The 26,074-nt window shown below is 27.9% G+C and carries 22 protein-coding genes; 9 read left to right on the top strand and 13 right to left on the bottom strand.

Annotation, left to right across the window (positions count from 1 at the left end; translation table 11 throughout):
• The first annotated feature begins 21 nt into the window (after nucleotides 1-21).
• A complete protein-coding gene (gene rsmH, locus BMUR_RS01235; RefSeq protein WP_041749964.1) occupies nucleotides 22-930 on the top strand; it encodes a 16S rRNA (cytosine(1402)-N(4))-methyltransferase RsmH in 909 nt (302 codons plus the stop codon).
• Between the two features lie 36 nt (nucleotides 931-966).
• Nucleotides 967-1,299: a hypothetical protein gene (locus tag BMUR_RS01230; protein ID WP_013112773.1), complete on the top strand. Its 333-nt coding sequence runs from the start codon at nucleotides 967-969 to the stop codon at nucleotides 1,297-1,299.
• Between the two features lie 7 nt (nucleotides 1,300-1,306).
• Here the strand turns inward: BMUR_RS01230 and hprK are convergent, their stop codons facing one another.
• The 10 genes from hprK to BMUR_RS01180 form a co-directional block, all read right to left on the bottom strand.
• The gene (gene hprK, locus BMUR_RS01225) at nucleotides 1,307-2,269 is read right to left on the bottom strand and encodes an HPr(Ser) kinase/phosphatase (protein WP_013112772.1); all 963 of its coding nucleotides are present in this window, start codon (nucleotides 2,267-2,269) and stop codon (nucleotides 1,307-1,309) included.
• On the bottom strand, nucleotides 2,269-2,733 hold the full coding sequence (locus BMUR_RS01220; RefSeq protein ID WP_013112771.1) for a PTS sugar transporter subunit IIA: 465 nt from the start codon (nucleotides 2,731-2,733) through the stop codon (nucleotides 2,269-2,271). Before BMUR_RS01220 ends, hprK begins: the two co-directional genes overlap by 1 nt.
• 41 nt (nucleotides 2,734-2,774) lie before the next feature.
• Nucleotides 2,775-3,545 (bottom strand): ribosome hibernation-promoting factor, HPF/YfiA family, encoded by a 771-nt coding sequence (gene hpf / locus BMUR_RS01215; protein WP_013112770.1) that lies wholly within the window; start codon nucleotides 3,543-3,545, stop codon nucleotides 2,775-2,777.
• Between the two features lie 15 nt (nucleotides 3,546-3,560).
• The gene (gene rpoN, locus BMUR_RS01210) at nucleotides 3,561-4,871 is read right to left on the bottom strand and encodes an RNA polymerase factor sigma-54 (RefSeq protein WP_013112769.1); all 1,311 of its coding nucleotides are present in this window, start codon (nucleotides 4,869-4,871) and stop codon (nucleotides 3,561-3,563) included.
• A complete protein-coding gene (locus BMUR_RS01205) occupies nucleotides 4,864-8,148 on the bottom strand; it encodes a DUF4132 domain-containing protein (protein WP_013112768.1) in 3,285 nt (1,094 codons plus the stop codon). The genes rpoN and BMUR_RS01205 overlap by 8 nt, the downstream gene beginning before the upstream one ends.
• A gap of 67 nt (nucleotides 8,149-8,215) precedes the next feature.
• Nucleotides 8,216-9,052 carry a hypothetical protein gene (locus BMUR_RS01200; protein ID WP_013112767.1) on the bottom strand — a complete coding sequence of 279 codons (837 nt, stop codon included), beginning with the start codon at nucleotides 9,050-9,052 and terminating at the stop codon, nucleotides 8,216-8,218.
• A 67-nt stretch (nucleotides 9,053-9,119) separates the two neighbouring features.
• Entirely contained in the window at nucleotides 9,120-9,878 is a 759-nt protein-coding gene (locus BMUR_RS01195; RefSeq protein WP_041750035.1) for an ankyrin repeat domain-containing protein, read from the bottom strand.
• A 76-nt stretch (nucleotides 9,879-9,954) separates the two neighbouring features.
• Nucleotides 9,955-10,713: a uracil-DNA glycosylase gene (locus BMUR_RS01190; protein WP_013112765.1), complete on the bottom strand. Its 759-nt coding sequence runs from the start codon at nucleotides 10,711-10,713 to the stop codon at nucleotides 9,955-9,957.
• A 219-nt stretch (nucleotides 10,714-10,932) separates the two neighbouring features.
• Complete coding sequence (locus BMUR_RS01185; protein WP_013112764.1) at nucleotides 10,933-11,805, bottom strand: Rpn family recombination-promoting nuclease/putative transposase; 873 nt, start codon at nucleotides 11,803-11,805, stop codon at nucleotides 10,933-10,935.
• 51 nt (nucleotides 11,806-11,856) lie between these two features.
• A complete protein-coding gene (locus BMUR_RS01180; RefSeq protein ID WP_013112763.1) occupies nucleotides 11,857-14,004 on the bottom strand; it encodes an ankyrin repeat domain-containing protein in 2,148 nt (715 codons plus the stop codon).
• A 584-nt stretch (nucleotides 14,005-14,588) separates the two neighbouring features.
• On the opposite strand from BMUR_RS01180, the gene purF reads away from it, so the two are divergent.
• Nucleotides 14,589-16,001 carry an amidophosphoribosyltransferase gene (purF, locus tag BMUR_RS01175; RefSeq protein WP_013112762.1) on the top strand — a complete coding sequence of 471 codons (1,413 nt, stop codon included), beginning with the start codon at nucleotides 14,589-14,591 and terminating at the stop codon, nucleotides 15,999-16,001.
• 123 nt (nucleotides 16,002-16,124) lie between these two features.
• Nucleotides 16,125-16,619, top strand: coding sequence for a hypothetical protein (locus BMUR_RS01170; protein ID WP_013112761.1), 495 nt, complete (start codon nucleotides 16,125-16,127; stop codon nucleotides 16,617-16,619).
• A gap of 415 nt (nucleotides 16,620-17,034) precedes the next feature.
• On the opposite strand, the gene mutL is transcribed toward BMUR_RS01170, so the two are convergent.
• Complete coding sequence (gene mutL / locus BMUR_RS01165) at nucleotides 17,035-18,861, bottom strand: DNA mismatch repair endonuclease MutL (protein ID WP_013112760.1); 1,827 nt, start codon at nucleotides 18,859-18,861, stop codon at nucleotides 17,035-17,037.
• A gap of 376 nt (nucleotides 18,862-19,237) precedes the next feature.
• Between mutL and BMUR_RS01160 the strand changes: the two genes are divergently transcribed.
• From BMUR_RS01160 to BMUR_RS01145, 4 genes are all read left to right on the top strand, one after another.
• A complete protein-coding gene (locus tag BMUR_RS01160) occupies nucleotides 19,238-20,425 on the top strand; it encodes a thiolase family protein (protein WP_013112759.1) in 1,188 nt (395 codons plus the stop codon).
• 636 nt (nucleotides 20,426-21,061) lie between these two features.
• On the top strand, nucleotides 21,062-21,838 hold the full coding sequence (locus tag BMUR_RS01155) for an enoyl-CoA hydratase-related protein (protein WP_013112758.1): 777 nt from the start codon (nucleotides 21,062-21,064) through the stop codon (nucleotides 21,836-21,838).
• Between the two features lie 109 nt (nucleotides 21,839-21,947).
• Nucleotides 21,948-22,790, top strand: coding sequence for a 3-hydroxyacyl-CoA dehydrogenase family protein (locus BMUR_RS01150; RefSeq protein ID WP_013112757.1), 843 nt, complete (start codon nucleotides 21,948-21,950; stop codon nucleotides 22,788-22,790).
• Nucleotides 22,791-22,995: 205 nt separating this feature from the next.
• The gene (locus tag BMUR_RS01145) at nucleotides 22,996-23,370 is read left to right on the top strand and encodes a group III truncated hemoglobin (RefSeq protein WP_013112756.1); all 375 of its coding nucleotides are present in this window, start codon (nucleotides 22,996-22,998) and stop codon (nucleotides 23,368-23,370) included.
• Nucleotides 23,371-23,407: 37 nt separating this feature from the next.
• Here the strand turns inward: BMUR_RS01145 and BMUR_RS14405 are convergent, their stop codons facing one another.
• Both BMUR_RS14405 and BMUR_RS01130 read right to left on the bottom strand, forming a co-directional pair.
• Nucleotides 23,408-23,743 carry a MarR family winged helix-turn-helix transcriptional regulator gene (locus BMUR_RS14405; protein ID WP_280513017.1) on the bottom strand — a complete coding sequence of 112 codons (336 nt, stop codon included), beginning with the start codon at nucleotides 23,741-23,743 and terminating at the stop codon, nucleotides 23,408-23,410.
• A 165-nt stretch (nucleotides 23,744-23,908) separates the two neighbouring features.
• The gene (locus BMUR_RS01130) at nucleotides 23,909-24,739 is read right to left on the bottom strand and encodes an MBL fold metallo-hydrolase (protein ID WP_013112755.1); all 831 of its coding nucleotides are present in this window, start codon (nucleotides 24,737-24,739) and stop codon (nucleotides 23,909-23,911) included.
• A gap of 165 nt (nucleotides 24,740-24,904) precedes the next feature.
• Between BMUR_RS01130 and BMUR_RS01125 the strand changes: the two genes are divergently transcribed.
• Nucleotides 24,905-26,053: an ankyrin repeat domain-containing protein gene (locus tag BMUR_RS01125; RefSeq protein ID WP_013112754.1), complete on the top strand. Its 1,149-nt coding sequence runs from the start codon at nucleotides 24,905-24,907 to the stop codon at nucleotides 26,051-26,053.
• The last annotated feature ends 21 nt before the right edge of the window (nucleotides 26,054-26,074 follow it).

The raw sequence follows: 26,074 nt of genomic DNA, 5'->3' as shown, positions 1-26,074 counted from the left end.
TTTGTTCCGATAATATTAGTAATGGATAACGATATTGAATTAAATATAGTGCATACGCCTGTTATGCTTAAAGAAGTATTAAGTTATATCCCAGAAAATGCTAAAATAGTTATAGACGCCACATTAGGTGAGGGAGGGCATACTAAAGCTATGCTGGATTTAAATCTTGAAGTGCATAGTTTTGAAAGGGATAGTACAATACTTGATATAGCTAAAAGACGTTTGAAAGATTATCCTAATTTTCATTATTATAATAATACATATGATAAGATGATGGAATGTCTTGATGAAAAAGTAATAGGAAATGCTGATTTTATGCTTTATGATTTGGGAGTATCTTTATTTCATTTTAAAAAAGCAGAGAGAGGTTTTTCTTTTAAAGATAATACAATGCTTGATATGAGGCTTGGTATTAATGAAAAAAGTGCCTATGATGTTATAAACGGATACAGCGAAGAAGAGCTAGAAAGAGTGTTCAGAGATTACGGAGAGCTTAGTAACGCTAGGAAAATGGCTAGAATAATAGTAAAAGAGAGAGATAAAAGAAAAATAGAAACATCAAAAGAACTTGAAAGCATTATATTTCATAATACTGATAAATCTCAGAGATACGGTAAAATTCACCCGGCAACATTAGTTTTTCAAGCTATTAGAATAGAGGTTAATGATGAGCTTAATATATTGGAAAAGTCTATATTAAATATACCTAATATATTAAAAAATAATGGGGTAGCGGTTATAATAAGCTATCATTCTTTGGAAGACAGAATAGTAAAGAGATTTTTTAAGGAAAATGAAAAAACAAAAAATAAAGATGGTATATTTAAATTATTAAATAATAAGGTTAAACTTCCGACAAATGATGAGATAAAATCAAATCCTGCAAGCAGAAGTGCTAAGATGAGAGCTGTACAATTAATAAAAATGTAAAATAATAAAAAATATAATCTTATTGGAGATATGTAAATGAATAAACAGCAGAATACACAAGAAAATAAAACCTATTCTATAGGATCTGTATTTATTGTTATAGTTATATTTGTGATAATTATAAGTATATTTACATTTGCTAGGAATGTTAAGGCTAATGATATATTAAAAGAAATTTCGGCTTTGGATAAAGAAATAGAGCATTTAGAGAAAGAAGTAAAAGTACTTAGTGCTGAAGAGGCTGAATATTCATCTCCAAACAGATTTATAGAAATGGCTATAATTAATGGATTTACCTCTGTTACAGGAGATAATAATGATATTTTGTATTTGAAAATAGAATCAGAAAATAAAAATCAAAACAATTAATTAAAAATCATTTATTTGAATTATTAGCCTTTTTTTTCTCTATTTGAGCGATTAATGCCTTGTCTAATTCTTTAGCACTATTATAACCCATTTGTTTGAGACGGAAATTTTTTGCTGCAGTTTCTATTAATATACATATGTTCCTTCCAGAACGTACAGGGAGTTTTATGTATGGTATTTCAGTGTTTAACATATTGTATGTTTTCTCAAAAAGCCCCATTCTGTCATACTGTTCATCATCTTTCCAATGTTCAAGTTCTACTATTAAATCAAGTCTCTTTTTATCTCTAATGGCACTCATACCAGATAATCGGCTTATATCAACAACTCCGATTCCTCTCACTTCCATATTATGCTTTATAAACTCATTAGTTTTGCCTATTATTCTGCCGTCTCTCAATTTTCTGAACTCTACAGTATCATCAGAAATAAGTCTATGCCCTTTAGATATTAATTCTAAAGTAGCTTCACTTTTACCAACACCGCTTTTACCAAGTATTAAAACTCCAACTCCGAAAACTTCTACAAGTCCGCCATGAATAGTAAATGATTCCACAAATTCTTCTTCTATTAATGTATCTATCCCTCTTATCATATCAGCTGTTTGTAATTCGCTTATAATAACACATATATTGTTATTTTTGGCAATTTCTAAAAATATTTCAGGCGGTGTTATGTTATAGGTAAATATACATATAGGTATTTTATAGCTAAGCATTTCTTCAAATACATCTTTTTTATTTTCTTCATTAAGGGTAAGCACATAATTAGCCTCCCCCTTTCCAAATATTTGTATTCTGTCATATGCAAAGTCTTTGAAGTATTTGAATAATGCCATACCGGGTCTGTTTATATCGCAGCTGGATATTTCATTTTCCATGCCTACAAAACCTGTTAAACGCCTTATTTTTAAGAAGTTGTTTCTTTTTTCATTAAGTTCTAGGAATTTTGATATTGATACTTTAGGCATTATATTTTCATTTCCTCTTTTGCAATAAGTTCCATAATCTCATCAGGCTTTTCAGCATTGATAAGTTTTTCTAAGAAATGCGGATTATCTCTTAATATTTTAGCTATTGCAGTTAATACTTTTAAATTTTCACTTGCCGAATTTTTAGGGGCAAGCAGCATAAATACAGCAAATACCTTTTTTTTATCTACAGATTTGTAATTTATCCCGTTTTTTATTGTTGCCACACTAAGTACTATATTCTTTACAGCATCAGTTTTAGCATGCGGTATAGCAATACCGTTTCCGACTCCTGTACTCATTAGCTGCTCTCTTGCTATAATAGCATGTTCAGCATCATCTTTACTTACAAGCAAACCAGAGCTGTCTAATCTTTCAACCATTTTAGAGAGAAGACGCTCTTTCTCGGTCTCTTGCACATCTATCATTATAGATTCTTTATTTATATAATCTATCAAACTCATATATTATTCCCTCCAAAATGGTTTTTATTAATTAAAATAAATTAAATATCAAACATTCTTATTAATACAAATGAATTATCAGATTCTTTGTATAATGCTTCTGCTTGTTCTGTAATGCTGCTTATATAAACAACAAATTTTTTATCAGTATTTTCAGTTAAATATGTAACTGCTTCGCTGACATTGTATTCTTTAATAAGATAATTTTCACTTTTGCTTGCATCTATATTGTTGTCTGGAGTAACACTTACTTCATCTATGTTCCAGTATTCATCATTATAATATACTTCTAATACTTTGTCATTATTTTTAAATAGGAATACCGGAAATTTTCCTATTTTTATACTGTATAGGTCATCGCCTTGTTTAATAGGAAGATAAGCCATATATGGTTTTTTATCACTTTTGAAATGAAGCACAGCATCCAATTCATCTAATGGTTTTTCATATATTCCTGCAGAAGTTATAGAATAAGCATTATCTTCTTCATCATTTTGCATACTTTTATCTACAACAGCTCTTTGGCTTTTATCTATGTTTCTTTCTTTTGATTTTCTTATTTCTCTTTCTATTTTTTGAAACATAGCATCTATAGCTACATATAAGTCTTTTTCTTTTTCTTTATCATGAAATACTTTTTTACCGAAAGCAATAGTTCCCTGTACAGTATATTCTCCATGCATATAATCACAGATAATATTGGCGTCTATTATTCTATCAGCATGTATTTTTATATTTTGCATCTTATTTGCTATATGTTCTCTAACATTTTTAGTAATTCTTACGTTCTTTCCAATAATATTTTGATGCATAAAGTCTCCTTTGTATTATCTATTTCTTGATGAAAAAATATTCATACTTTTTCGGTACTTGGCTATTGTTCTTCTTGATATATCAATGCCTTCGCTTTTAAGTATTAATCTAATTTTTTCATCGCTTAGTTTAGCCTGAGAGTTTTCTATAATTCTTTTAATAATTTCTTTTACACCTCTTGAGCCTAGCCCGCCATTTATAGCCCTAGAGAAAAAATATTTTATAGAAAAAGTACCCCAGACAGTATTGAGATATTTACCATTAGCTATTCTGCTTACAGTAGATTCGCTTAAATTAACTTCTAAAGACATATCTTTTAAAGTTAATGGCTTAATAAACTCTTTGCCGTATTCAAAGAAATCGAGCTGAAATTTAAGCAGAGCTTCGCCTATTTTTAATAAAGATTTTTTTCTTTCATTTGCTGCATTTATGAGGCTTTCCGCTTCTTTCTTTTTTTCTTTCAAAAAGTTTATACTATCTTTACTTTTCTCTCTATCTAATAGTTTAATATATTTTTTGCTAATTTTCAAGGGGGGTATAAAAGTTTCATCTGTTTTTACAATCCAAATTCCATTTTCTTTTAGTATAAAAAGTTCTGGAACTATATATTTTACAGCAGAAGTATCGTATTCCCTTGCGGGGTAGGGTTCTAATGTTTGTATGAGTTTTAATGCTTTTATAACTGTATCTTTTTCTACACCTATACTTGAGGCTATATAATCATAGTCTTTTTTAGAGAGTTTATCTAAATAATTTTCTACTATGTCAATAGCTGTATCATATAGAAATCCGTTTTCTTTTAAATCTTCCTTTTTTTTCATTTTTAATTGTATAGAAAGACATTCATTAATATCTTTGGCAGCTACTCCGTATGGATCAAAAGTTTTTATTACAGATACTATTTTTTCTATTTCTGAAACTGAAGCATTAAGTATATTAGACATCTCTCCGCTTGTAATTTTTAGATATCCGTCATGATTTATAAAACTGCATATTTGCTCTGCAAGCTCCATTTCTTTTTTACTTTTAAAACTTATTTCTATCTGACTTTTCAAATGCGAGAATAAACTTTCTTTTCCGTTTGCGGCAGTATTTTCTATTATGGAGTCAATATCTGATGATGATGATTTTGAAGTGTATTTATCTTTTATATCATACTCCAAAAACGGATTATCTTCCATTGCTTTTTCTATCTTTTCTTTTAATTCTACAGCACTTGAAGATATAGTATCAAGCCATAGTCTAGTTTGATAGTTAAGCCTTAAATCATTTTTGATAGCTGTTCTTATAGATGTATTTGCTGATAAAGATGTATTGTTAACCATAAAAACCAAGTGATAAATAATATATCAATGTGCTTATAAATCTATGAGATATTTCTTGAGGGTGTATATTAACTCCAAATCTGTTATGATCTTCTAACCTATAAAACTTTATATTATCAATTTCTATATCTTCATCATAAAGACTGCAGTTTATTTCTGCTGCTATTTTTAGCACATCATCTAATAAATAATATGATACATGCTCTTCAAAATATTCAACTTTCATATCTAATTCTTTAGATAATTTTTCCATATATTCAAAAGACAACTGCTTATTTTTTAAGCAAACTATAGCATCATTTTCTATATCGCTTTCTTTTAGAAAATATCTTTTTAATTTTATCTGTTCTACAGGCTGATTTATTTCATACAGCTCTAATTGATAAACCCAAATTTTTTGATAGTCTTCATCTTTATCAATAGGGTGATATAATGTTATATAATATTTTATGTTTTTAGGCAGTTCATATAAATCTTCATCTATTGAAATTAAAGATCCGTCCTCCATATACCTGAAGCATTCTATTAAATTATTATCTTCATCATATACGCCCCAAACAAATGCAAGAGTGAAATACTGCATAACTGGATTTTCTACAAATACTTCAAAAAAAGTTTCATAATCCCATTTTCTTCCGTTAAACATAACTTTTTTTAATTTTTCTTTCTGATATGTAATTATAGCCTCTAATGAATTACGTATATTAACTAAATCCATTTTGGCATTTTTTACTTTCTCTTCATCATCTCCGTCTATAGCATCTGGAAGTTCTTTTATTATTTTGTGGTTAGAGTTATCTATTATTTCCAAATATGAATCGCTTAAAAGCTGAAGTGTAAAACTTTGTTTGCCATAATTGATAATTTTGTTTCTTTCAGTATTAAATCCTAAATTTGGAAGAACTTTATCAAATAAATTGTCTATAGGTATATTTAAACATTCTGATGCTTTTTTGAATGATTCTATAGCAGCATTTTTTAATTTTTTGTTCTTTGACATATATATAATATTATTTATTATCATAAGAGCAAATTTTTCACCATTCATAGCTATTGCAGGTATTATATATGCTGCTAGAGATGATTTGAAATTATCATGCCAGTATTCTATTCTGTCGTATAAATTTACTATTTGATTGTAGTCAGCATAAATACAGTATGGTATAATAATATTCTTTTTATTTTCATCAGCACCATTATCTATCCAGTATCTGTATACATTCTCAAGAGCAGCTCTAAAAGAAGGCATGTCAAATAAATCAGCAATTTTATCTATATCTCTTATTCTATACGGCTCTTCAAGAAGCATGTATTCAAGAAGTATATATTTCATTACTCTTACAGGTACTTTTGTGTTTTTATCCTTTCTCAAAACTACATCAGATATCAATGCCTTATCTATAAAATCAATCATATGTTCATAATTATAATCATAATAATCATCTATATATTGTATTACATCATTTATTGTTTGGAATTTAAAACTTTTTCTGTTATAGTTCCATCTTTTTATGATATTCTTTAGATGAAACTGTACATCTTCCCTATAGGCATGTATAGAGCTTTCTACATAAGGTCTGGAATTGTACTCATCTTTTTCTATCAATTCCAAAGCACATTTTAATACTTCTTTATCTTTTAAATGCAGTACATAGCATAGTGCCGAATAATTTGTTAAAGCAGCCTTATCTTTTTTGTATAACATTTCTAAAAAATCTATTAAAGCATAACTTTTATGTGAAACTGCTTTCAAAAACTTTTTATCATGAAATAAATCTATTACATAATCAGTATGTTTGTTTATAAGTTTAAGAATATACTGTTGTTTAAATATATATATAGGGTAGCTGTAAATATATGTTATTATTAAATCTTTTAAATCTAAATCATATCCCTCAAGATATTCTAATATTTCTTTTAATTTTATATTATAAAACTCTTTTCTATCTTTAATCATTAATGGTATAGCAAGATTATAAGGCATAGATTTTAATAAAGCTCTTACTATTTTTCTAGCCTTTTCATTATAGTCGTACATTAATGAAATAATTTTTGCTGCAAATATTATTTCATTACTAAGTGTAATATTTATGTTATATTTATCTATACTTTCTAAAAGCTCAAATATATTATCTGATTTCTTACCATATATTTTTTCTATTTCACTTTTTAGATTTGCTATAAAATAATCTATACTTTTTTCTAGTACATTTATATCTGCTTTGTCATCTTTTGCATTTAAAAGTATGCATGTTAATACTGATTTTATTTCTATGATATACGGTATTTCAACTTGCTTTAAGATATCAGAAAGTTTATAAAATGCTTCTTTATCTTTTTGATATAATAATTTTATTCCGTAAAAGATTTTGTTGGAGTTTATTAATACATTATAATCTAAATATTTTACCAAAAATATAAAATATTTAGGTATTTTAAAGCTGTCCAAATAATCTAAAAACTCATTAAAATTTTTATCCTGAAATTTAGTTATTAAATTTTTTCTTGTAAGAAAGAACAATCTTACTAAATAGGCTAAGTTTATAAGTAAATCTTTATTTTCATTTAATAATTTGTTTTCAAATAAAAATAAAAATTTATTTTGAATTTTTTCGTCTCTATCTATAACCAATATTAAAGAAAGTATAGCATCTAAGTATTCTGCCTTATCAGAGTATTCAAGGAGTTTATCTATATTACTGTAATCTCCGTAATATATTTTTTGAGCAGAAGCCATTAAAGGTATTAATATATCTTCTTTGTATTCTGAAATAATATTCTCTGTATTTGAACTTAATATATCATCTATGTAATGTTCAGTTTCTTTTGGGAAATACTTTTTGGCATAATATAAATATATAAATGTGTTCATTTTTGCATTCATTACTTCATTAGAAATAGGGTTAATATGATATGAATGCCTTTTATATTCTCTATTCCAATTATTAATTTTTTTTAAAGATATGCATTTTAAGAGAGCTTCTTTTATACTTAATCCAGATACTATATTTATTATAAGTATTTCAAATATATATATATTTTCTATGTCATGCATAGATATAACTTTAAATAGTCTGATTAAGCTGTTATCTTCTTTGTTCACAGTATATAAATCTAGCAGCTTTGAATATATGATATGATTATTTGATATTGAATATTCTATTTCTTTAGGATTGAAATCTATATTTTCAGTTTCATTATAAACATATTTTTTTATATTGTCTATATATGGGTGTTTTTTAAAAATATCATCTATATAAGTTTTATCAATGCTCATATGTGCAGCCTTAAAATATATATACTATGATACTATACCATATTTTTACAAAAAAATGAACAAAAAATTAATCAATTATGAATACTACTTTACAATTTTTTATAGCATTTTTTAAATTTGTACTGCTCATAATGATACTTGCATCTTCATTTCCTATAACCAAATCGCTTGCAAGTCTTCCTCTGGCTCTCCAAGCAACCACATTATATGGTTTTTGACCTATTATATTTGTAATATTAGCATTTGTTAGGAAAGAATTTGTAGAATATGTGATATATCCATTAGTAGCGGCAACATTTTTATTAATGTATGCTATACTGTATATTTCATTTCCATTTTCATCGTATACTGTAGGGAATAATGATGGGGTAAATCCTATATTTCTGGCATCTATTACAAGGCTGTCATAGTCTGTACCTGTGTCAAAATATGTTATTATAGGCTCCGTTTTGTATTCATTTATATTATTCACCAAATCATACATTAAATTATTTGTAGTGATATCCAAAGCCATAAGCACTTTAACACTTGTTCTAGTAGGGTAGGATATTCCTACAAGTCTTGCATTATTGATAGAGCTTACAACTTTTTCTTTTAGTATTCTATTTTCTTCTATCATACTATAGATAGTATCCTCACTATTTATAGGTATATTTCCTAGTGTATCATATAGTGTTTTTATAGTTTCTTCTTCTGCCTGCTGCTGTAATATAAGAAGTGCTTCTGGGTGAAGACGAGTATCTGTTAAAAAGTCTGCTGTAGCATCGGCATATATTGTATATGTGGTATAATCAACTCTTCCTTCGCCTGTATTCACTAATATGTTATTATTAGTTACTGAGGTATACTGTGCAAAAAGCAGCATATTTATGCTTACAAACAATAAAATAACTTTAATATTCATATCAACTCCAATATACTGTAAATATTCTCGGTTTATAAAAAAAATACTTAAAGATATTTTTATGAGTTTATCTTCTTTTTTCTAGCTTCTGCACATATGTAGATACATTAATATATCCGTTATATTTCATAACTTCATAAGCACGCAGCCCTATTGAATTTGGCTCTGTATAGTTTATGTTATTATATATTAAATACCTTGCTATATCTATTTTCGTAGCATAAAATACAGCATTTTGTCCCCAGTCATCTTTTTCATTGATATCAACTTTTAATTCTTCTACTAAATATTTTATTAAATCTAAATGCTCATTTTCAACGGCATACATAAGTATTGTTTTTCCTAAAATATCTCTTTTACTAATGTCAGCACCGCTTTTTATTAGTAGTTTTACAGAATATAAATCTCCGTATTCGCATGCATAATGAAGTGCAGTTTTACCGTTATTGTCAGCAATATTCACATTTGCGTTATTATTTATAAGAAGATTTAATATATACGGATAATTGGCAGATAATATCAAAGCATTTTCACCTTTATTATTTGTAATAGTTATGTCAGCATTTTTATCTATCAGGTAATCTGCTAAATCATAATATCCTATAGATACAGCTTCCATTAATAATGTATTGCCGTTTTTATTTGTACTGTTTATATCATTATCATTTTCTAAATATCTGTCTATGCTTGATATAATGTATGGTAATTTATTATCATGTGTTATACAATCAAATATAGTAGGTTTTTTTGGAATATTGGAATATTCTATATTTTCATAAGTTTCATAACTTGAAGCATCTTCTATATTGTCAAATGAATTAGCCATAAGACATTTGCATATTATAAGCATTAAAATTAAATACTTTTTCAAATAAATCTCCTAAATTATTTTAATTATATTATTATTTATTTCTAATTTTTTCAAGTTCGCTTAACATAAACTCTAAATCAGATATTACTTTATCCTCTTCTTTTTGATTTCTTAATATATAAGCAGGGTGATAAGTTGCTATTACAGGTACGTCTTTTCCATTATTACTGTAGTAATGTACTTTATTTCTAGCTTTTCCAAATGGTGTTTTTAAGTCAAAATCTATTAAATTACCAAATCCATGACGTCCTAATGCACATATTATTTTAGGATTAAGTATCTGTAATTGACGAACAAAGAAGTCTCTGCAATTAGCTTTTTCTTCAGGCAAAGGATCTCGGTTTTCAGGCGGACGGCATTTTAGAGCGTTCATTATATAGTATTTTTCTTTATTGATATTCATTTTTTCAATCCATTTGTCAAGAAGTTTTCCTCCTCTTCCTACAAATGGAAGTCCTTGTTTATCCTCGTCTGCTCCCGGTGCCTCTCCCACAAATACTATATCAGGCTCCTCATCACCGCGTCCGAATACTACATTTAATCTGCTATTACATAATGCCTCACATTTCATACATTTCTCTACTTCGTTGTATATCTTTTTTAAATCTTCATTTTTTATTTCTTTCATCAATTCTATACCTTTATTTGTAATATTTTTTTCTTCTTTTTTTACTGCTTGCTGTGCTTTTTTTGGATTTCTTAATATTATTTTTTTATTATGCTGGCTGAATACAACATTTGAGAATTTTATTTTATTATGCTGTAAAAAATAGTTTTCTATTTTGTTCATATTAATAAATCCTAAATATAATTTTTAAAACATTGATTATATTATATAATAAAATGGAATTTATTAAAAATTTTTTATTTATTAATTAACTTATAAACTGATTATGTAGATATGCACTAAAGATTTTTTATTTTTAATAATAGCATATTTATACATTATATTTCATATTTAGTTATATTATTTCTGTATGGATAGGATAAAAACTTTTTATATATTTTATTATAGGTTTTCTATTTCTTCTATACTCAATCCTGTATATTTAGAGATTGTATTAAAATCTACTTTATCTTTTTTCATATTTTTAGCCATAGATATTGCTTTATTTTTCTCACCTTTTTCAATACCTTCTTTAAGACCTTCTTCTCTGCCTTTTATTCTTTCTTCATTTAAAGCTAACATATCAAAATAATTCTTTTCATATTCAGTATAATTGTCAAATAAATCTTTTGTATTTACAAATTTATTATATTCATCATAAACTTCTTTCATTATAGGATTTTTTTTTACTAACATTTCCATAATTTCCTCCATTTTTTCTCTTTTTTCTTTAATTGTTAAAAAATAAAACCAAGCATATAATTCATCTGTCAATCTAGAACTTGAAAATAAATATTTAGGAAGTTCTAGAAAATGCATTTCCAGATGATTAGTTAGTATATGATTAGTTTCAAGTTCTTTTATTACATAACAGCTATGTTCTTTGTTTATATCTTTTAACAAATTAAAGTCTAATATATTAATGACTATTACCTGTTTCAAATCATTATATTTTTCATTATTTCTTAAATTAGATATATAACCTTTAGCCCAATAATATAAACTTCTATAAACAAATGATTGATTTCCTACTCTTTGTATTTCCACTAAAACAGTTTCACCGCTTTTTGTAATAGCTCGTACATCAACTATAGACTGCTTATCATTAATTGTTTCTTTTAGATTAAAAGTATTAAGAACTTTAACTTCCTCAAAAGGCTCTTGATTGTAATCAGTTCTTATCGCATTAATTAAATTAAGTAAAATATGCTCATGCCCCTCTTTGGCAAACATATAACGCATAAAATAGTCATTCAAAACATTAATACTTCTCATAACTTTATTATACTAAATTAACTATAAAGTTACAAGTTTAATCATCAAAATTTAGTTTCTATTTCTTTGAGCTTTTTTTAGAATACCTGCAATTTTTCTAAGTTTAAAATACTCTGCCATATCTAAAGCAGTATCTCCATGGTCATTTTCTATATTTACATCGGCTCCTTTTTCTACTAGAAATTTAACATATGGTTCATCAAATTTTCTTGAACAAGCCCAAATTAAAGAAGTGTATCCATCATAATCTTGAGCATTAATATCTGCACCTTTTTCTAATAAAACTTCAGCTAATTTTATACGATATTCCTGAAAACTTTTATTATTAAAATTACCTTCACCCATACCAAGATATATCAAAGGAGTATATTCTCGTTTATTCTTTATGCTTACATCAGCACCTTGCTCTATTAAAAAATGAGCTATTTCAAAGTCTAGTATATCAATACTTCCTTCATCTGAAGTATCAAGAGTTTTATTTAAAGCTGTGTCTCCTTCATTATCTTGTGCATTTATATTGGCTTTTTTTGAAACTAAATATTTTATTACATCTATATTTCTTTCATGACTATACTCACATGCTGATATTAAAGCAGTACTTCCTCCTTTATAAAAGTTTACATCTGCACCGTTTTCAACTAATAATTTTACTGTTTCTAAATTATTTACACCATATATTAAGGCTGTATTTCCATAATTATCGAAAGCATTTATATCAGCACCTTTTTGTATTAGAAGTTCTATCACTTTTATATTATGAACTTTGGAAGCATACATTAAAGGTGTCTCTCCATCCTCATTTGTTACATTTATATCAGCACCATTATTTATTAAATATTCTGCAACAGATGAATTTTCATCATATCTAGATTCAATATGTTCATAATCTAATGAGAGTAATAGGGGAGTTACTACTGATCTATATTCAGAATGTGTTTTGGCATTTACATCGGCACCTTTTTCAACTAAAAATTTAACCATATCATAGTCATTTCTTAAAGCTGCTATCATTAAAGGAGTATAATCATAACCAGCAGGATAATCCTCCCCAGCCTTTATTCTTGATTCTAAGTCAAAACCATTTTCTACTAATACTTTAAACATTTCTCTATTTGGTGTCAATCCTTCTAAACTATAAGCTGCATTAAGAAGTGATGCTCCATAATTGTCTTTAGTATTTACATCAGCACCATATTTTATTAATAAATTAAATATTTTTTTAGCATTTTCTAGCATTTCTTCTTTTCCATAATGATCATAGCGAATATTATAATATAATACAGTGTTTCCATCATTATCTTTAGTATTTATATTGGCACCATTTTCTAATAAAAATTTAACCATTTCATAGCTTCCTATCATAGCAGCTCTCATTAATGCTGTATAACCATATTCATCTTTTGTGTTTATATTGGCACCTTGTTGTATAAGTAATTTTGAAATATCAAAATTATCATTAGCAATAGCAATCATTAAAGCTGTTTTGTTTTCATTATTTGATGTATTAGGATTGGCACCTTTATCAAGCAAATATTTAACCATATCATAATCTTTTTTATAAACAGCAATCATTAAAGGAGTATAATCATAATCAGATCTATCCGCCTTTATTCTTGACTCTAAATCAAAACCATTTTCAACTAATATTTTAAACATTTCTTTATTTTTATCAAAAGATTCTGAAATTCTATAGGATACATCAAGAAGAGATGTTCCTTTATCGTTTTTAGTATTTACATCAGCACCGTATTTTATTAATAAATTAAGTATTTTTATAGCATTTTCTGTTTCATTTTCTTGTCCGAAACTATTATGCTCAATATTATAATATAATGCAGTTTCTCCTGCTGTATCTCTAATGTTTACATCAGCACCATTTTCTAATAAAACTTCAGCCATTTCATAATTTGTATTTCTAGCAGTATACATTAATGCCGTAGCACCTGCTTTATCTTGAATATTGACATCAGTACCTTCTTCTATAAGTAATTTTGCTATATCATCATATCCTCTTACAGAAGCATTTATTAAAGCCGTTCTATTATAAGAATCTAATGCATTACAGCTTGCACCTTGCTCTAAATATGATTTAACTTTTTTTATATTATTATTTTCTACAGCTGAAAACAAGTATTCATCTAAAGTTTTGGAATACAAAAGAGCATTAAACAGCAATAATATAATAAATAACTTTTTCATATATACCCCCATATGTTTATCTCATATAATTGTATTGTATATTTAAAATTATTTTCTGTCAATAATATTATTTAGTATACCTAAGCAGATATAGCTTATCAATTTTTCTTTAATTTTTTAATGCTGTATAGTATATTTTAATGTACTTTATTTGTTCGCAGTAGTACATAGAGCATACGGTAAAAGAGCTGCTGGCTGGACGTATAATTAAAAACAAAATATGATTTTATTTTTTGACAAATTATAATTGTTATAGGTATATAGTATAAATTAGTATGTTTTAATATTATTTTTTGTTTGAACTTTAGAGAAATGAAGTGTATTTAAATTTTTTGGTTGTATTTTATTAAAACTTATTAATATTTGAGGATAGAGTTTATAAAAACTTCTAAATATGTTTAATTACTAAAATAATCTTTAATAATTAAAGTAGTTTTTTAAAAGCTATAATATTATAGCTGTTATTTCTAAATTCAAGCTATTTATAGTTGTATAATAAATTTTAATAAATGTATTGTGTTAAAATGAAATTAATTATAATATTGATAGGTCAAAAATAAAAATAAAGTTGGTTATAATAATATATGAACAATATTACAACATACGATAAGCCTAGAGAAGAATGCGGAGTTTTTGGTATTTATTCTAAAGATATTAAGAAAGATATATTAAAAACCTTAAATTATGCCCTCTATTCATTACAGCATAGAGGACAGGAAAGTGCTGGTATTACAATATCAAACTATAGGCATTTATTTACATATAAGGCTATGGGTCTTGTATCAGATTTGTTTACAAGCAATATTCCTAAAGATACAGAAGGAAATATTGCAATAGGTCATGTAAGATATTCTACTACTGGAGCAAGCAAAATAGAAAATGCTCAGCCTATTGAAAATCTTTTTAGACTTGGTCAGATAGCTATAGCTCATAATGGTAATTTAACTAATGCTGAAGAATTGAGGTATGAACTTGAAGAGGGCGGAGCTACATTTAATGCCACTTCCGATACAGAAGTTATTATTAAACTTATCGCAAGAAAAACCGTAAGCAATTTTATAGAAGGCATAAAAGAAAGCGTTAATATTATAAAAGGTGCTTTTGCTCTTGTTATAGTTGTAGACGGCAAACTTATAGGTGTGAGAGATCCTTATGGTATAAGACCTTTATGTCTGGGTACAAATGCAAACGGAGATTATTTTTTAGCTTCAGAATCATGTGCTTTAGATGCGGTAGGTTCAAAGTTTGTGAGAGATATTGAAGCAGGGGAGATGGTAATAATAGATGATGAAGGCGTAAAATCTTTCAAGTATGCTAAAGAAGATGTAAAACATTGTCCTTGTGCTTTTGAACATATATATTTTGCACGTCCTGAAAGTAATATAGATGGCATTAATGTATATAATGTGAGATTTCAGACAGGTGTGCTTCTTGCAAGACAGAATAAGGTTGATGCTGATATAGTTATAGGAGTTCAGGACTCTGGTACTATAGCTGCTTTAGGTTTTTCTCAGGAAAGTGGCATACCTTACAGTATAGGTTTGGTTAAAAACAGATATATAGGAAGAACATTTATTATGCCGGAGCAGTCCACAAGAGAAGAAACTGTTAAACTAAAGTTTAATCCTTTAAAGCATTTGATAGACGGAAAAAGAGTTATACTTATAGATGATTCATTAGTAAGAGGTACTACAAGCAGGATATTAATAGATATTGTAAGGCGTGCTGGTGCTAAAGAAGTTCATTTTAGATCGGCTTCTCCTGTTATAAAAAGTCCTTGCTACTATGGTGTTGATATATCTTCAAAGAAAGAACTTATAGGTGCCAAACTTTCTGTGGAAGAGATTAGAAAAGAGATTAATGCTGATACTTTGGAATATCTCACAATAGAAGATATGCTTGAGGCTTTAGGAAACAAAAATTACTGTATAGGCTGTTTTAGCGGAAGTTATCCTACAGAAATACCTAAAAAAGTATCTATTGATAAGACTTGTTAATTTATATAAATTAGGGCTTCATTTTATGAAGTCCTAATTTATAAAAATTATTACTGTAATAATTGACTTTTATCTATAATAAATTTATTATATAAAAAATAATAAATGGGGTAAAGTGCAATTATGAAAAAAGTTTCTTATAAAATATGTATGAACGAAGAAGAATTAGTTGATGCTTTATTGAATGATGATGATGTTATTTATGCAGAGTATAAACTAGGCAAAAAAATATCAAATATAAAAAATACTGGAAAAATTGCTTGGGGCGTCCTTATAGGAGGCGTATTAGTTGCAGCTACTGCTATAATATCATCAAAAAAACTAGGAAAAGACAAAGCATTAATAGCTTCTTCTATAGCAACTATCCCATCTGCAGCAGCTGCTGTTATTTATATAGGTCTTCCTTCTACTATATCTCTAATACAAATTATTGTAAGTGCTTATAAAAAAAATGATGGTATAAATGGAGCTAAAGATATAATATTAAAATTAAGAAATAACTACTATATAGCTGAAAAAGACAGAGAAAAACTCACATTAAAGAAAACAGCAGGCGAAAAAGTAAGAGAAGTAAAAATTACAGAAATTACAAAACCTGAAAATAAAAAAGAAAAATAATATTTATTATAGTTATTTCAAAACTATTTAAAAATAATTTTTTAAGTTTTCTTTTTTATTCTATTGATTAATTGTTTGATATTTAAGATTCCGAAATTTATTTTATATATCAGTCTGTATTTTATATGTGTATATATTAGTAATATAGTTCTTAAATATATGAGGTTTTTTAGATATATTTTGCATAGATTAAAAAATTTGCGGCTCTTCATGTATATGCAATTATATAGTTATATATTAGTGTATATATCTGTATATCAAATAAAATATTAAAAAATATGTATATTAATATTATTATAGAAATATAAAATAAATAGAAAAATTGTGAGTTTTATTTTTTTATAAAAGTTATAAAGAATTATCGAACAATTTTTTATCATATCTTATCAGTAATTATATACTAGTAAGAATTACTTTATCTAAAAAATTTTTTGTCCAAATACTCTTTTGAAAGTCTTAATACAAAAGGTCTTCCATGAGGGCAGTTTGTAAGTATATTTTCTTCTTCAAGCAAATCAAGCAATGTCTGCATATCACTGTTTGAAAGTTTATCTCCGGCTTTTGGAGAATATTTGCATGATATAGTAGAGCAGGTATGTTTTATTATTTTCTCTAAATTATTATTGTCTCCTTTGTTTATATATATGTCTAAAATATCTTTTATTATTTTTTCTATTTTTTGATTTCTTGGTATATAAATTGGTATATCTTCTATTATAATGCTGTGTTTTGAATTAACTTCAAATTTTATTCCTATCTCTTCTATTGATTTTTTTGAAGAGTTTAAAATATCTATTTCATAATCTTTGTATTCTATTTCGCATGGTATAAGCAGTTTTTCGTATTCTATTTTTTTTGATATAAGAGTTTTATATATTCTTTCATAATTAAGCCTTTCATAAGCGGCATGCTGATCTATTATATACATTTCACTGCCGCGTTCAGCTACTATGTATGATGAGAATACCTGTCCTATGGCTCTTGTATACTCTCCAAATTCTTTATTTTCATAATTTGTTTTATTGTTATTAATTGTTTTTGGGTATGTATTATCAAATGTATAATTTCCTAAATTATTTTTATTTGAATAGTTTTGAGATGTTTGGTTTATATTATTTATAACATTATTATTTTTTGAATTATTGGCACTGTCTGTATTATTATAAAAATTATTATTTTGTATAGGAAAAGTAGGTGTGATATCTTTATCAATATCGACTTCTATATTAACAGAATCAAAATTATTTCCTGCATTATTTATATTATTTGATATAGCATTATATAGCATTCCCGAAATTTCTCTTTCGTTTTTTATTCTTACTTCTTTTTTGCTTGGGTGAACATTAACATCTATTTTGCTGCTGTCGATATTAATGTATAAGAAGAAGAAAGGATAACGCTCTTTAGGTATGGCATTAGAGTAGGCATTTTTTATAGCATATGATAGAACCCTGTTTTCTATAGGTCTGTTATTTAAGAATATAAAATTATTTTTTCTTATAGACTGGCTTATTTTCGAGTTTGAAAATAGTCCGTAAATTAACACGTCATTTTTTTCTATTTCAATTTCTATTAAGTTTCTAAATATATTGCTGTCGGATAAATAATTTTCGATTCTGTCTTTTAATGTATCAGCTTTTATATATGAACTTACTACTTTTCCATTATTTTTAAGCTTCATAGAGATTTGAGGCTGAACCAATGCCTCCATATCAAAAACTTCTTTAACGAGAAAAAATTCTCTTGAAATATGCTTTAAAAACTTATATCTTGCAGGTATATTAAAAAACAAATTTTTAGCTATAACTTTTGTACCCTGTGAGGCTGCAGCAGGTTTATGCTCTATTATTTTACCGCCTTCAATAATTATTTTACCGCCATTATTTTCATCTCTGCTTTTTGAAACAATTTCTAAATTTGTAACATCAGATATAGAAGCTAAAGCCTCTCCCCTAAAACCTAATGTATATATGGAGTCTAAATCTTCTATAGAATGTATTTTACTTGTGGCATGATGAGTAACAGCAAGAGGAAGCTCGTCAAAATGTATTCCATCTCCGTTATCTTCTACAATCATTGATTTTATTCCGGCTTCTTCAACAGATACTTCTATATCCGAAGCTCCAGAGTCAACAGCATTTTCAAGCAGTTCTTTAAGCATAGAAGCAGGTCTTTCTATAACTTCTCCGGCAGCTATACGGTTAGCTACAGACTGAGGCAGTTTCATAATATTTTTATTCATAGTTTTTATATTTTATCATAAAATAAAATAAAAGAAATAATATTTTTATATATGTATTTTTCAATATATAAAAATAATGTTTATTATTTGTTTATCATTTACAGTTTAATGTAACTGGTAACAAATTATTATATCTTTTTTTGTTGTTTAATGTATATATTATATTTATTATTCGGTTTATTTTTAAGCAGTATATTATATCAATTATATAATTTTTATAGTAAATTTACAAGCAGATAATATACTATAGTTAGGTATAATAAAAATTTGTAATATTTAATTGAAATTGATAAAAAAATGTATTATACTAAAAGCAACGCATTAATATTATAAATAGAAATGCATAAAAATTAATAATTCTTTGGAGATTAAAATTATGTCTAGAAAAATAGTAATAGCTAGTGCCTGCCGTACAGCAATAGGAAGTATGGGCGGAGCTTTAAGTACAGTTCCAGCAGCTGAACTTGGTGCAATAGTAATAAAAGAAGCTTTAAATAGAGCTAAAATAGCTCCAAATCAAGTTGATATGGTATATATGGGTTGTGTTATACAGGCTTCACAAGGTCAGAATGTTGCTCGTCAATGTTCTATAAAAGCAGGCTTGCCAGTGGAAGTACCAGCTATGACCCTTAATGTAGTTTGCGGTTCTGGACTTGATGCAGTTAATGTTGCTGCTAATATGATAGCTGCAGGAAATGCTGATATAGTAGTAGCAGGCGGTACAGAAAATATGTCATTAGCTCCTTATGCACTTAAAAAAGCACGTTACGGATACAGAATGGGTAATGACACTATTATTGATACTATGGTTAATGATGCTCTTTGGGATGCATTCAATAACTATCATATGGGTATAACAGCAGAAAATATCTGTGATGATTGGAAACTTACAAGAGAAGAATTAGATGCATTTGCTGCTAATTCTCAGCAAAAAGCAGTTAAAGCTCAAGAATCTGGTGCTTTCAAAAAAGAAATAGTTCCAGTAACAGTAAAAACTAAAAAAGGCGAAGTAGTTGTAGATAAAGACGAAGGTCCTAGACCTGGTACTACAGTAGAAACTTTAGCTAAATTAAAACCAGCTTTTAAACCAGACGGCGGAAGAGTAACAGCAGGTAATGCTTCTAGTATTAATGACGGAGCTGCTGCTGTGGTAGTAATGAGCGAAGAAAAAGCTAAAGAATTAGGTATTAAACCTATGGCTACTTGGATTGCAGGCGGTTTAGGCGGTGTTGAACCTAGAATTATGGGTATCGGACCAGTTGCTGCTACTAAAAAATTAATGGCTAAAACAGGTTTAACTATTAAAGACTTCGATATTATTGAATCTAACGAAGCTTTTGCTGCTCAGTCAGTTGCTGTTGGTAAAGAATTGGGCATTGATGTTGAAAAACAGCTTAACCCTAACGGAGGAGCTATAGCTCTAGGACACCCAGTAGGTGCTTCAGGCTGCAGAATTTTAGTTACATTACTTCATGAAATGGAAGCTAAAAATGCTAAAAGAGGACTTGCTACTCTTTGTATCGGCGGCGGTATGGGCTGTGCTACTATTGTAGAAAGAGAATAATGATATTTGGTTATTTTTTATAAAATTAAGTGTTATGGGTTTGATTTTTTTAATGAGATAGCCTTATCAAATTAAGGTTATTAGATTTCATATAGTCGTGTTTTATATTTTAAGACATGGCTATATGAAAAATTATTTTATTATTGCTGATAAAAAATTATTCAGTAGTAGTAATTTTAAAGTGATAAATAAGTAATTATAACTGATAAAGTATTCATATGTTAGTTTATCACTAGCAATACATGTGATAAACGATCAGCTTGTAACTGACGAAGGAAGTTATAAGCTATTTGTAGGCGAGTTTATCACTAGCAATACATGTGATAAACGATCAGCTTGTAACTGACGAAGGAAGTTATAAGCTATTTGTAGGCGAGTTTATCACTAGCAATACATGTGATAAACGAGCAGCTTATAACTGACAAAGGAAGTTATAAGCTATTTGTAGGCGAGTTTATCACTAGCAATATAATGTGATAAACGATCAGCTTGTAACTGACGAAGGAAGTTATAAGCTATTTGTAGGCGAGTTTATCACTAGCAATATAATGTGATAAACGAGCAGCTTATAACTGACGAAGTAAGTTATAAGCTATTTGTAGGCGAGTTTATCACTAGCAATAAAAGGAGAAATTAATGGAATTCGTTAAATATGAAGAGAAAGGTATGATTGGTATTATTACTATCAGCAGAGAAAAAGCTCTTAATGCCTTAAACTCTCAAGTGTTAGATGAAATAGAAAAGACTTTTGACAGTGTTGATCTTAATAATATAAGATGTTTAATATTAACTGGAGCAGGTGAGAAATCATTTGTAGCAGGTGCTGATATATCTCAAATGAGTACATCTACTAAGGCGGAAGGTGAGGCTTTTGGTAAAAAAGGTAATGATATATTTAGAAAAATTGAAACATTCCCTATACCAGTAATAGCTGCTGTCAATGGTTTTGCTTTGGGCGGCGGATGCGAAATAGCTATGAGCTGTGATATTCGTATATGTTCTGATAATGCTTTATTCGGTCAGCCAGAAGTTGGTCTTGGTATTACTCCGGGTTTCGGCGGTACTCAAAGACTTGCTAGAATAGTAGGTGTTGGAATGGCTAAACAAATGATTTATTCTGCTAAAAATATAAAAGCTGATGAGGCTTTAAGAATAGGACTTGTTAATGCTGTTTATCCTCAAGCTGAACTTATGGCAGCTGCAGAAAAATTAGCTTCTTCAATAGCTGCTGCTGCTCCTATAGCTGTAAGAAATAGTAAAAAAGCTATTAATGAAGGCTTACAAGTTGATATGGATAAAGCTATTGTTATAGAAGAAAAATTGTTTGGAAGCTGTTTTGAAACAGAAGACCAAAAAGAAGGTATGAAGGCTTTCTTAGAAAAAAGAAAAGTAGAAAAATTTGTTAATAAATAATAGTTTAATTTGCAAATTAATATATAATAATGACATAATACATTTTTAAATAAATTTATATTTGTCATCTATAAAAAAATAATAATTTTTAAAATTAAGGAGTTAAAAAATGAAAGTAGGTGTAATTGGTGCTGGTGCTATGGGTTCTGGTATAGCACAAGCTTTTGCTCAAACAGAAGGTTATGAAGTTTATTTATGCGATATAAAAGAGGAATTTGCTGCAGGCGGTAAAGATAGAATTGCTAAAAGTTTTGCTGGAAGAGTAGCTAAAGGTAAAATGCAGCAGGCTGATGCTGATAAGATTTTAGCTAAAATTACTACTGGTCTTAAAGATATTTGTAAAGATGCAGATTTAATAGTTGAAGCTGCTTTTGAAAATTTAGAAGTTAAAAAAACAACTTTCAAAGAATTACATGAAATTTGTAAACCAGATTGTATATTCTCTTCTAATACTTCATCTCTTTCTATTACTGAAATAGGTGCTGGTATTGGAAGACCAATTGTTGGTATGCACTTCTTCAATCCTGCTCCTGTTATGAAATTGGTTGAAGTTATTTCCGGTCTTAATACTCCTAGAGATGTTGTTGAAAAAGTTATCAAAATATCTGAAGAAATAGGTAAAACTCCAGTAGAAGTTAATGAAACTGCTGGTTTTGTTGTTAACCGCATACTTGTTCCTATGATTAATGAAGGTATTGAATTATATTCTATGGGTATTGCTTCTGCTGAAGGTATTGACAATGCTATGAAATTAGGTGCTAATCACCCAATGGGTCCTCTTGCTTTAGGAGATTTAATCGGTCTTGATATAGTACTTGCTATTATGGAAGTTCTTCAAAAAGAAACAGGAGATCCTAAATACAGACCTAGTGCTTTGCTTAGAAAAATGGTTCGCGGAGGATTACTTGGTCAAAAAACTGGTAAAGGTTTTTATGATTATTCTAAAAAATAATTAAATAGTATTTTTGTTTATTTATGTTAAGAATTAATGCGGGGAACTAGTTGTTCCCCGTATTTTTTTGAATTTAGTTATTAAAAAAATTTTATATTATTGATTAAGGTTAAAAAAGTATAAAAAAATTGGAAAGTATAATTGTATTTTTTTATTACTTTTTATATAATTGAAAGGAAAAATAAAATTATTAGGACAATTTATTATGAAATATACTGAAATAAATGATGAAGGAATAGAAAAATTAATGGACATATTCTATGCAAGAATAAGAGTTCATAAAGACTTGGGACCTATATTTAACGGTGCTGTTGGTATAGATGATGAATCTTGGGAAAGACATAAAGAAAAAATAGCTAAATTTTGGAAAACTATGCTTCTAAATAAAAGACTTTATATGGGAAATCCGGTTCAGCCGCATATTAATTTGCTTCCTTTTGATATTAAATTATTTGATACTTGGCTTGATTTGTTTAAAGAATGTTTAAACGAAGTTTTTGAAGAAAAGGCAGCCAATAAATATTATGAGGTTGCAGAAAATATAGGAAGAAACTTTAAAGCTGTACTGTTTCAGCAGTAATATTATAGGCAAGGGATAAATCATTTATCTTTTGCCTTTATACGTTTGATATATTGCTTCTGATTCTTTCTAATATTTTTATAAATTTATCAGTATCTTCTGTACTTAGTTCTTTTACTATTGTTTCTAATACTTTACTCTCATAGTTTTCTATGATTGGAAGTTCTTTTTTTGCTTTTTGTGTAAGAAATAGTGAAAAAGCTCTTTTATCTAGTTTATTTTCTCTTCTTTCTATAAAAGATTTCGCTTCTAATTTATCTATCATAGCTTTGACTGTGTTTTGATCTTTATCTAATCTTATTGAGAGTTCTTTTTGAGATATTCCTTCTTCTTTAGCAAGTTCTTTTAATACTATTAGCTGTTCGGGTGTAATATCAAAATCAATTATTTGTCTGCCTATATACTGATATATTTTTCTTGCAGTATAACAAACATCGTATCCTATATTATTAATATTATGCTCCTTATATAAAAAATGCTATCATATTTTACTATGATAGCATATAATTTATTTTTTGTTAATAACTAATGTTATTAATTATTGTTTAGCTCTTTCTATTAACGAGTTTAAATATTTTTCCATATTTTCTTTTGACATAATAAATGGATTTTCTTCACCGCTTTTTAAATTTCCTACTTTTTCTAAATTGGCATATCCGTTATCAGCAAATAAATGTGCAGTTAGAGAAACTCTTGCATCTCTTGACAGAGCTTCTTTTTTGAAATATTCTGCTGATTTTTTATATTCTGATATTAATTCTTTTTCTTTTGGAAGCCCAGTTCCTCCCCAAAGTACGGCAGTATATTCTTTTCCTCTGAATTTTACAGGAAATATAAAAGAAGTACATCCGGCAGTATGCCCCGGTGTTTCTAATATAGTTATACTAATGTCCCCCAAAGTTATTATATCTTTATCTTTTGAGTATATATCAACTTTAGTTTTTGGGGATCTAGGAGAATTGGCTCCGGTGTTTAAATTGTACATTAGATCTTCATCTGTTTTTGTTAATACAACTTTAGCACCGTATTTTTCTCTTAAATATTTAGCTCCGCCATAATGATCTCCATGACCATGACTTAGTATTATGTATTTTAAGTTTTTAGGGTCTAATCCAAAGCCTTTAATGCCTTCTTCTATAAGTTTCGCATCTCTGTCGTCCCACATAGAATCTATAAGTATAAGACCGTCAGAAGTATTTATTACCCAAGCAACAACACTTACAGAGCCTATGCAGTATACATTATCAAATACTTTTGCAGGCTTTAGAGGAGTATTGTCATTTAGATAATCCATTGGTGTTTTTTCGGCTGCAGATAGTGAAAAAAGCAATATTAAGAAAATTAAACAAGTTTTTTGTAATAGCCTCATTAATTTTTACCTCCTGCTAATAAAATTTATACTTAAATATAATACGTATACGTATTATTGTCAATATGTAATTTTTATATAAAAAATAAAAAAATTGTATATTCGATGATTATAATAATATTTCATGTATGTTATAATGAGATATATCTTATTTTGGAATGAATTATGTTAAGAAGGCTTATATTTATAATTTTTATTTTATCTTTAAATATTTTGTATTCTCAAGAGGAGCAGGAGCCTCCTGTTAATATACCAATAATAAAAGCTGTTGCCAACAATGATATTAATAACTTAAAGAAACTAATAGAAGATGGAGCTGATATTAATATAAAAGATACTGAAGGTAATACTCCTTTAATATGGGCATCACTTTTAGGATATGAAAAAATAGTTAAAGAACTTTTATCAAACGGAGCTGATATTAATATGGGAAACAGTTTTGGAAATACGCCAATAATGGCAGCAGTTCTTGAAGGAAATAACAGTACTGTAAGAGAACTTATATCAAGCGGTGCAGATTTGAATCTTAAGAATAAAGACGGTTGGACTGCTTTGATGTGGGCTTGTGTAAAAGGAGATTTATCTGTATTTAGAATGCTTGTTGATGCTAAGGCGGATATAAATATAAAAGATATTAACGGCAGCACTCCGCTTATGGTAGCTTCTGACAGCGGTTATTCTTCCATTGTAAAAGAGTTAATAAAATTAGGCTGTGATGTTAATCAAAAAAATAATTTCGGAGATACTGCTTTGATGATGGGCTCTATCATAGGCGATGCATCAATAGTAATAGAGTTAATTAAAGCTGGGGCTAATATAAATGAAAAAGGCTCTAATGGCGGCAGTGCCTTGATATATGCTTCCAGATTTGGAAAGATAGATGCTGTTAGAGAACTAATAAAAAATAATGCTGATGTAAATATATATGCTGATGACGGAACTACTCCAATATTGGCTGCATGTATAGACGGACATAGTGATGTGGTAAAAGAGCTTATAAAAGCTAATGCCGATATTAACAGAGCTGATAATGTAGGCTATAATCCTTTAATAGTTTCTGCAATAGAGGATCATATATTTATTGTAGAGGCACTTATTGATGCTGGTGCTGATATAGATTTTTCTACTAAAGAGGGATACACTCCATTAATGGGGGCTGCTATAAAAGGAAATATTGAAATGGCTCAGGTTTTGCTTGATGCTGGTGCGGATATTAATCATAAAGCAAATAATGGAAAAACTGCTTTGATAATGGCTCAAGAAAAAGAACAGGAAGAGATGGTTGATTTTTTAAAGGCTAATGGAGCTAAGTAGTTTTTTATGTATTTTTATTAC

Origin of the sequence: Brachyspira murdochii DSM 12563 (assembly GCF_000092845.1) — a bacterium.
Lineage (GTDB): Bacteria > Spirochaetota > Brachyspiria > Brachyspirales > Brachyspiraceae > Brachyspira > Brachyspira murdochii.
This window is presented reverse-complemented; position numbering and strand designations above follow the sequence as displayed.

Bases quoted from the DNA above. Each gene is read 5' to 3' on its own strand.
- BMUR_RS01200 (WP_013112767.1), bottom strand. From the start codon at position 9,052: ATGAATATTAAAGTTATTTTATTGTTTGTAAGCATAAATATGCTGCTT.
- BMUR_RS01130 (WP_013112755.1), bottom strand. From the start codon at position 24,739: ATGAGGCTATTACAAAAAACTTGTTTAATTTTCTTAATATTGCTTTTT.
- hpf (WP_013112770.1), bottom strand. From the start codon at position 3,545: ATGCATCAAAATATTATTGGAAAGAACGTAAGAATTACTAAAAATGTT.
- BMUR_RS01190 (WP_013112765.1), bottom strand. From the start codon at position 10,713: ATGAACAAAATAGAAAACTATTTTTTACAGCATAATAAAATAAAATTC.
- BMUR_RS01125 (WP_013112754.1), top strand. From the start codon at position 24,905: ATGTTAAGAAGGCTTATATTTATAATTTTTATTTTATCTTTAAATATT.
- BMUR_RS01185 (WP_013112764.1), bottom strand. From the start codon at position 11,805: ATGAGAAGTATTAATGTTTTGAATGACTATTTTATGCGTTATATGTTT.
- BMUR_RS01195 (WP_041750035.1), bottom strand. From the start codon at position 9,878: ATGGCTAATTCATTTGACAATATAGAAGATGCTTCAAGTTATGAAACT.
- BMUR_RS01160 (WP_013112759.1), top strand. From the start codon at position 19,238: ATGTCTAGAAAAATAGTAATAGCTAGTGCCTGCCGTACAGCAATAGGA.
- BMUR_RS01145 (WP_013112756.1), top strand. From the start codon at position 22,996: ATGAAATATACTGAAATAAATGATGAAGGAATAGAAAAATTAATGGAC.
- BMUR_RS01205 (WP_013112768.1), bottom strand. From the start codon at position 8,148: ATGAGCATTGATAAAACTTATATAGATGATATTTTTAAAAAACACCCA.
- BMUR_RS01220 (WP_013112771.1), bottom strand. From the start codon at position 2,733: ATGAGTTTGATAGATTATATAAATAAAGAATCTATAATGATAGATGTG.
- BMUR_RS01150 (WP_013112757.1), top strand. From the start codon at position 21,948: ATGAAAGTAGGTGTAATTGGTGCTGGTGCTATGGGTTCTGGTATAGCA.
- BMUR_RS01230 (WP_013112773.1), top strand. From the start codon at position 967: ATGAATAAACAGCAGAATACACAAGAAAATAAAACCTATTCTATAGGA.
- hprK (WP_013112772.1), bottom strand. From the start codon at position 2,269: ATGCCTAAAGTATCAATATCAAAATTCCTAGAACTTAATGAAAAAAGA.
- rsmH (WP_041749964.1), top strand. From the start codon at position 22: ATGGATAACGATATTGAATTAAATATAGTGCATACGCCTGTTATGCTT.
- BMUR_RS01155 (WP_013112758.1), top strand. From the start codon at position 21,062: ATGGAATTCGTTAAATATGAAGAGAAAGGTATGATTGGTATTATTACT.
- rpoN (WP_013112769.1), bottom strand. From the start codon at position 4,871: ATGGTTAACAATACATCTTTATCAGCAAATACATCTATAAGAACAGCT.
- purF (WP_013112762.1), top strand. From the start codon at position 14,589: ATGAACAATATTACAACATACGATAAGCCTAGAGAAGAATGCGGAGTT.
- mutL (WP_013112760.1), bottom strand. From the start codon at position 18,861: ATGAATAAAAATATTATGAAACTGCCTCAGTCTGTAGCTAACCGTATA.
- BMUR_RS01180 (WP_013112763.1), bottom strand. From the start codon at position 14,004: ATGAAAAAGTTATTTATTATATTATTGCTGTTTAATGCTCTTTTGTAT.
- BMUR_RS01170 (WP_013112761.1), top strand. From the start codon at position 16,125: ATGAAAAAAGTTTCTTATAAAATATGTATGAACGAAGAAGAATTAGTT.